3 protein-coding genes and 4 pseudogenes are annotated in these 6,828 nt (G+C 57.2%); 4 read left to right on the top strand and 3 right to left on the bottom strand.

Annotated elements, in window-relative coordinates; all coding sequences use genetic code 11:
• Positions 1–65: 65 nt before the first annotated feature.
• Positions 66–665, bottom strand: a pseudogene (locus tag XI05_RS09200) (IS3 family transposase); the annotation flags it as partial.
• Between the two features lie 878 nt (positions 666–1,543).
• Between XI05_RS09200 and XI05_RS09205 the strand changes: the two are divergent.
• A pseudogene (locus XI05_RS09205) lies at positions 1,544–1,810 on the top strand (transposase); the annotation flags it as partial.
• Positions 1,811–2,583: 773 nt separating this feature from the next.
• Here the strand turns inward: XI05_RS09205 and XI05_RS39710 are convergent.
• Positions 2,584–3,258: a nucleoside deaminase gene (locus XI05_RS39710; RefSeq protein ID WP_442869248.1), complete on the bottom strand. Its 675-nt coding sequence runs from the start codon at positions 3,256–3,258 to the stop codon at positions 2,584–2,586.
• 1,070 nt (positions 3,259–4,328) lie between these two features.
• Here XI05_RS39710 and XI05_RS09210 point away from each other — a divergent pair.
• Positions 4,329–4,445 (top strand): annotated as a pseudogene (locus XI05_RS09210) (PLP-dependent transferase); the annotation flags it as partial.
• 378 nt (positions 4,446–4,823) lie between these two features.
• On the opposite strand, the gene XI05_RS09215 reads toward XI05_RS09210, so the two are convergent.
• Positions 4,824–5,192 carry a hypothetical protein gene (locus tag XI05_RS09215; RefSeq protein WP_172789664.1) on the bottom strand — a complete coding sequence of 123 codons (369 nt, stop codon included), beginning with the start codon at positions 5,190–5,192 and terminating at the stop codon, positions 4,824–4,826.
• 894 nt (positions 5,193–6,086) lie between these two features.
• On the opposite strand from XI05_RS09215, the gene XI05_RS09220 reads away from it, so the two are divergent.
• Positions 6,087–6,281, top strand: a complete 195-nt coding sequence (locus XI05_RS09220) for an acetoacetate decarboxylase family protein (RefSeq protein ID WP_271500795.1) — start codon at positions 6,087–6,089, stop codon at positions 6,279–6,281.
• A gap of 70 nt (positions 6,282–6,351) precedes the next feature.
• Positions 6,352–6,828, top strand: a pseudogene (locus XI05_RS09225) (transposase); the annotation flags it as partial.

Raw genomic sequence — 6,828 nt, forward strand, 5'->3', positions numbered from 1 at the left:
CAAAGCTCCTTCATTCTAGAAGAAGCCGTCAATCCTGAAAGTGCGAAAGACTCTGTACGTTATCAGCCACGCCGCATCGGAATGTAGGTGATGTCCATTGCCCACGCATCGTCGGGCCGCTCGATCTTCAATCCGCGCAACAGGCACCGGTAGATCTTGTGACCCGGTGCCGGCTTGCTCGTGTTCGGGCGACGATAGACCGCCTCGATCCCCATGCGCTTCATCAGCGTCGCGATGTGGCGGCGACCGGCGTATACGCCCTGCCCGCCGCAACAACGATCGCAGCATACGCGCTCCCGCGAAGGGATAATCGAGATGCAGCTCATCGAGCCGACGCATCAAGGCAAGGTCCTCGGCCGAAACCGGCCGAGGTTCATAGTAGACCGTGCTGCGAGCCAGCTTCAGGACCTTCGCTTGGCGCACGATAGAAAAATCATGACCACGGTCGATCATCGCTTTGCGCTCAGCAGGCCCGCCTTGGTGAGCGCGCCGGACAAAAAATCGTTTTCCAAGGCAAGCTCGCCGAGCTTGGCATGTAACGCCTTCAAATCGACCGGCGTCTCGGCCGATGCCTTGTCATGCCCACCTTCCAGGAGCTGGTTTTTCCAGAGCGTGATCTGGTTCGGATGAACATCAAACAGTTGCGCCAGCTCCGCCAGCGTCTTCGTACGACAGCGCTCGCTGCTCTCGATTAGGTTGTGCAGCAGACGTGTGCACTTCTGATGAAATGCTGCGAAATGCTCTCCAGCGACAAATGCTAAGGGAGATGCTAACGCCCTCCAGCGACCACCCGAGCTAAGTTTCGGAAATATCCGCCGCACTTCATCACCAAAACGCCGCCACATCCGGGCACTTCTCGAACTGATCCTGAACAGCGCTGCAGAATACGCGGCACGTCAATCGGTCAGCCTGACCTGTTCGGCTCTGTACTTTGAGCGTCGCTTGTTGAAGCGACGATCGAAAGATATGCGCGTTCCCGGCGCCAGGTCAGCCCCTGTGCAGTCGCGAAGGCCAGAAATGTGCACGAACAAACCCGCGCCTTCGTAGTTGTCCGGTCTGATGAAGCCCTAACCCTTCTCAAGGCTGTACGACACTACCGTTCCAGTCTGAATCTTTAATCCAACGTGTATCGATCCGATGGCATGGGCGATTACGCCGGAGTCGCAAGCCACAGGAGAATCGGGGGCGGACCAGACGCGCGGCGCCGAGCCCGCCCTAACATCACCGCATCTGGAGCAATAGGTGATCGTGCCCCGAAAGGGAGCAAAGCCTGTGCCGAATTGGAAGCGGAAGCTCATGTCCGGGTTCCGGCGAAGATCGCGATCGACTTTTTTAAGATGTCGCGCTCCATGCGCAGCGTTCGTTCTCCTGGCGCAGACGGGCGATCTCCGAAGCCTGGTCCGCCGATATCGGCGTCGCCGCGCCATTTTGTTCCTAGAGCGGGCGTCGAGCGCGCCAAGAGGTTCTGAGGCCCGTACAATCCATCCACCGTGCAGCCATACCGTGGTTAACCGCGCCTATTTTGTCCTTGCACGCATACCACAGCGAATGCATGCCGTTGCTGATCGGCGCGCCGCCGGGGCCAGAAGGAACTCACTGGCTTCCAGGTCGGCGTGCGCGACAGCGCGCGAGCTGGCACGAACTGCTCGTCGAGGCGAAAACCGGTGGGCTAAAGATCGCCCCGAAAATCGCCGTTGGTGACGGTGCGCTAGGCCTTTGGAAGACGCTCGACGAGGTCTTCCCCGCGGCGCGACATCAGCCGTGCTGGGTGCATAAAACTGAATATGCGATAGCCTTACAGCAGCTGCCAGGGCACCGCTTTGTGATCGAAGGTGAAGATGGGATGGCGCATGAATGACATTTTGCGCGCAGCGGCACCGCGCGATTCCACCTCGCGCGCTACTGTGCGAACAACGACTCTTCAAAGCTGGCTTGACGCGCGCCTTGTTCGTCCAGGACTGACCGAGTTCATACTCTTGCCATGGCCGGCGATTACGTAGCAGCGCGTCTTTCGGTAAACTATGCGTTGGATTGTCCGACTCGCCATCGTTCCTCACGGTAGCACCACGACTTGATCCGAACCGCGTTGCCGGGCCTTCTCTACTGCCGCCCTGCGCGCCCTGGGGAACATCAATGGAATCTCCGTCCTGAACTCATAGTCTTTCGCCGAAATACTGGGCGATATGATCCGGAAGCGCCAATAGCGGCGCCCCCTTGGCTTCTTCCCGTACTCGCGCTCCCACCGCGAAGTGTCAATCCGCACGTCACTCATGTTGGTGCTGATAGCCTCAAAGATTACAACCTTTCCCAGCGGCCTGCTCCATGGCGTCAACTCGTTCGGCCGGTCGGCAAGCTCAACCACCTGCGCTCCGCAAAGCTGCCCCGCGCACCGTTGCGGTCTGGGTCGCAATCGCACACCCACTCGACGCCGTCACCTGCGAGAATGTGCCGATTACCTCAGAGCTTCAGGCTTTCGAACTTAATGGCATTACTCCTTAGTGCGGTCGAGCCATCATCGCATGACGATGAGCCTTTTCTTCCTCAGACAGCACCTTGTTCAGACGTGCAGCCTCTCGGGTGGCTTCATCGCCTCCTATCATGGCGTTCAGGCAGCTCCGCTGCCGGTCCAAAGCAACCTCTTCGTTTCATGCATCGCCAAGCAATCGGGTTCCAGTCACGCCAGACCTGCTCGGCTCGCGCGGACAAAAATCCGGATACGATTTCCGGCGGACTTCCAAAAACCTCAGGCAGTTTACTGGATAGATGCTCGTCCTTCAGTACGGTCCATTTCGAGTATCCGCCCATCACCGGAGAGGAAAGCGCGAAGACCACCCGACTTATTCGCGCCTCTCTGGTAGGAAACGAACACATCGGGCACGATTCGACGATCGAATACAAAGTACAATCTGGCAGACGTTTTCGCTTCAGACTCTTTTGTGCACGAGAAAGCGCGACTAGCCCCGCGTGTCTAGTTACGCCGCCTTCCGACGAAACGCAATTTGCCGCCTTGGCAACGATCTCTCCTTTAGAAACAATGACAGCCCCGAAGGCAGCTCTCCGTGCTCCGCACCGCGCCGAGCGAGCTCTAGGCACCGCTCCATCATTGCCAGATCTTGAGCGTAAGCTTCCGGCATACTCATGAGCGTCAGCATCGATAAAGGAACCACAACCACAGGCCGGACCGCATATTTCCCCAACTGCGATGATGAGAGTATGGACTCGCGTATAGGGTTGATGTTCGTGAGAGGCGGTCTTCATGCATCGCAACGGAGATCATTGTAAATAGCCCAGATGGAGTGCGGGAGATATAGCGACAGATGAAAGTTGGCATAGTGGAGAGAGCAAACAGGGCGTTGCACTCATTGCCACGGATCGCGAGAGAACTAGTCTGATCAAATCGTCACATCGCTAACCGCCTAGCCAAACGAAGTGCTCATGAACGAGAGCAAGGACGCGTTTGGTCCGCTTCCGCCGACGTTAGGCCGCGGATATCCGGATCGGGGTCTTGTCAGTCGTGGCTTGGACGAGCCTAGTGGCATGGATAGCGTCATCCTTTCTTGGTAGCTTTCGCCGGCCGTGGCGATATTGAGACCATCCCCGCGATCAATTCAGAGTCTGGTTCAGCGATCGGCCCTATCGTAGAGTGTTCAACGCCATTCTTCGTGCCATCCGTCTCCGATGTCGGGCAACTCGCACCCGCATTAGACCGCATCGCGTGACTTACAACTACTACCAGAAACGGTGGTTCAGAGCTGCCCTGATTGTCTAAACCGAGTTTCCGCATCGATAGGTGGAGCCTCTGCCGGTCCTAGGCCGCCATGCGGAGTGGTAGCGTAAGCGGGGGGCTTTCAGGTCACTTGGTCTGTCGACCTTTCTCATCGACCACCACCCCGTAACATTTGGCCCTGATCGCCCTTGTTTCAGCTTATGTCAGTAACTTCGTTGGCGAAAGCATTGCGCGCTCGGCGGGAAAGCTCGGCGTCACAATCGGTTGATCCTTCCTGAGATCTGAACTATCCAGCAGCACTTATGCGCTTATTTTAAGTTTCCAGCGTCACCGACGCTGAGGTTGACAGTGCAGAGAAACTGTGCGGAGTAAGGAGGCGGCGGAATTTGCTGACTATCTGGCGACGGACTGACAACCTTGGGACGATGTGGTTTCTCGCATCGCCCTGACGACCATGTTGCGATGCAGGACCAGCTCATTGATGCAATGGGCGGAGAGTTCGACAACAGACTGGAGCAACAGCTCGCCGACAGAGGCTTGAGTGGAACTGATTCTGATCTCGTCGAGGATGCCAAGCGAGAATTAGGTGCCGAGGCCCGCAAGGAAAGTCAAGGCGCTGCGCGACGCCATCGGCACCCAGCTCGATCCGCATTCCTGCTGGATGATCAACCGCTCGCTCAAGACGCTCAGCCTGCGGATGGAGAAAGCCGATGCGAATGATTGCCGCCGACGATGTCGAACGAGAAAGTCGACCCGCGCCGATCGTGTGTGTGAGGAACACACGCCGTGGCAAAGGGTAAGAGCGAGGACTGCGCAAACCAAGCGCCTCAGTTCGAGCGTGACGGATAGCTCGCAATCTTGCGAGTGAGTTGCCAAAGCTCGACCCTATTGGTGTCGGCTAAATTGCTGTGCTCGCTGCTTAGCCGCTTTCTCATCAGCGCAAATCAGCCTTACGCAGTGCACTACATTCCCGTCGGGCTCGAACAAGTAGACCATGAACTCCTCGATCGAAGGGCTTCCAGTCACGCGCCGGCCGTGACTTTGAAGGTTATTGCTTGGTCCGATGGCGCTGCGTGCATGCCTTTGGTGGAGGTAGTCATCGCTCATGCTTAGCTGATCGCGACAACCGGCCGGCGTATTGCCCAGTTGCAAAGTTCCTGCATGGACATCGCTCGGATCTTAATTCCCGCCGGTTGCGCTCGACGATAGCTAAAATCAATTCTTCGGTGGCGATCAGAGCCAGCTCCATTTTTTCCTTAACAATAGTCGACGTATCTCGACCGATACTGTCGAGATGGTTCAGGGCCACCGCTTTGAAGCTATGGGCTAGGCGCTCCTCGGCATCGTCGCGTGCATAGTCTATAATAGTATCCAGGTGGGCGACGATTTGAGCCCTTTGCTCGGTCGGTTTTGGACCGTCAAGCAACGTTATCGCTCGAATAAATGCCTCTTCAATAGGGATCATATCAGGTTTCCTTTGTTGCTGGATTGGAAGCCGCAGTAGCTCGCGCCGGTGCTGCAGATTAGCGAGGCTCGACGCGCAAAGGCAACTCCTCAGAAAAAGGAGTTGATGTTGCGTAATCTTGAGGGGCGACCATCATCGGCATGGATCGATGTGCGGCGGGGGCGAGGCAATGCAGCGATCAACCGGGGTGGTGTCCTAATTAGGCACCTTCAAATCACACCAACGAATTGGCCCCGGGCGATGGTGCCCGAGGTCTTTCACCTAGATGAGACTGCAATTTCTGCACACTACATCGCCAAACTGCTCCGCATTCAGCTCAAGGTGGATGGCGCGCCGCATGGCGCTCGCCTTCACGAACAACGACTGGGAGCATTAGTTTAGTCAAGCCGGACACGAATTCGATAGCTTTGCGAGCCTCCTCATCCCGCTGTCTCCGCGTTTGGTCATGTGGGACTTTCAATATTCTATGTCATCAAACAAACAAGCGGAAGGCAAGAAGACAAGCGAAGTTGTCGCCGGGCTCTTGTACTCCAGTTCGACATCTGCAGCCGAGCAGTCCGTCTAGCACCCATAAAGGGAAGATGGCATCGACTTTGCAAGCAGCACAAAACTGAGGTGCAAGGCGGCCTCCGACTTCACTATAAGACGACGGACGCGTAAGCCCGATGCGAGGCCGCACATTGCACTCTCTTCATGATGCTTCCACAACCAGATGTCTTGGTGAGATGAGTCAGCTGCATGTCCGATCTTAAGAGCGAGGAGGGGTGCGATGCCCGACGTTGAAGGTATTGCGTTTGATGCGCCCCTCTACGATGGGAGCAAAGACCGTGGCAGCACGTTCCTGCGCTGCCGAGCCATAAACTTTATTTTCAGCGTGGGCAGGTTCGCCATCTATTGCCGAACGGGTTAGTACCGTCAGCAAACCCAGCAATCGCCATTGTTGGCGTCGCGAGCTATCCCTCAAGCACAGTGGGGTCATACCTGGAGTGCTATTCAGGAATTCAAGTTAGTAATTCTGGCGGTCAGATTGGCTTTTACATTCCTTACATGTACGTGACAACGAATGGAGCTATCGCTCACAGTTGGTGACGGCGGGAATCGGGAAGGCGGCATATCGTGGGGGTGCTTGACGCCTCCACTTCTCCACCGAAGGAGCGATATGCCGTGTCCCGCGATAACGTCATTCAGCCAACTCACAGAAGTCCTGCGCAACGGGGCCCGTGCCCTGCTCGCGAAGGCGGTCGAGGCCGACGTCGCAGACTTTCTCGGCCAGCATGCCGATTTGAAGGCCCAGGATGGCCACCAGCGCGTCGTCCGCCACGGTCACCTGCCGGAGCGCGAGGTGATGACCGGTATCGTCCGGTCGCCGTCCGCCAGCCGCGTGTACGCGATCGCGAGGCCGCCGCTGCCGATCCTGGCCGCATCCGGTTCTCGCCGTCGATCCTGCCGCCCTACATGCGCCGCTCGAAGTCGATCGAGACGCTGTTGCCAATCCTTTATCTGGAGGGGATTTCGACTGGCTGACTTCTCCGAGGCGCTGGCGGCGCCGCTTGGCAAGGATGACTGCCGGGTTGTCAGCATCCGCCATCGGCCGACTGAAGGACGGTTGGATCGACGAGCACGCCGCGTGGCAGAA

This window comes from Bradyrhizobium sp. CCBAU 11357 (genome assembly GCF_028128865.1).
GTDB lineage: Bacteria > Pseudomonadota > Alphaproteobacteria > Rhizobiales > Xanthobacteraceae > Bradyrhizobium.